The 532-nt window shown below is 71.1% G+C and carries 1 protein-coding gene; it reads right to left on the minus strand.

Translation table 11 applies throughout. The features are described from left to right. Positions 1–532: thiamine pyrophosphate-binding protein (locus VM95_RS37980; RefSeq protein ID WP_244179159.1), on the minus strand; the 532-nt coding region annotated here is incomplete at both ends.

Below are 532 nucleotides of genomic sequence, written 5' to 3' on the forward strand. Positions count from 1 at the left end.
GTCCGGGAAGGCGCCCAGCGCCATCAGCGTGGTGACCACCGGCGCGCCGGTCAGCTCGGCCAGGATCCGCAGCTCGGCGGTGGCCTGCGCCTTGATCACTCCGCCGCCGACGTAGAGCACCGGGCGCTTGGCGGAGACCAGCATCTTCGCGGCCTCGCGGATCTGCTTGGCGTGCGGCTTGGTCACCGGACGGTAGCCGCGGACGGAGGCGGGGGCGGGGTGCCGGTACGTCGTCCGGCCCTGCAGGGCGTCCTTGGTGATGTCGACCAGGACGGGGCCGGGGCGGCCGGTGGCGGCGATGTGGAAGGCCTCGGCGATCACCTGCGGGATCTCGTCGGGGTCCGTGACCAGGTAGTTGTGCTTGGTGATGGGCATCGTGATACCGCAGATGTCCGCCTCCTGGAAGGCGTCCGTCCCGATCATGGACGACGGCACCTGGCCGGTGATGGCCACGATCGGCACGGAGTCCATGTACGCGTCGGCGATCGGGGTGACCAGGTTGGTCGCGCCGGGGCCGGAGGTGGCCATGCAG

It is taken from the genome of Streptomyces rubellomurinus (assembly GCF_000961885.1).
Lineage (GTDB): Bacteria > Actinomycetota > Actinomycetes > Streptomycetales > Streptomycetaceae > Kitasatospora > Kitasatospora rubellomurina.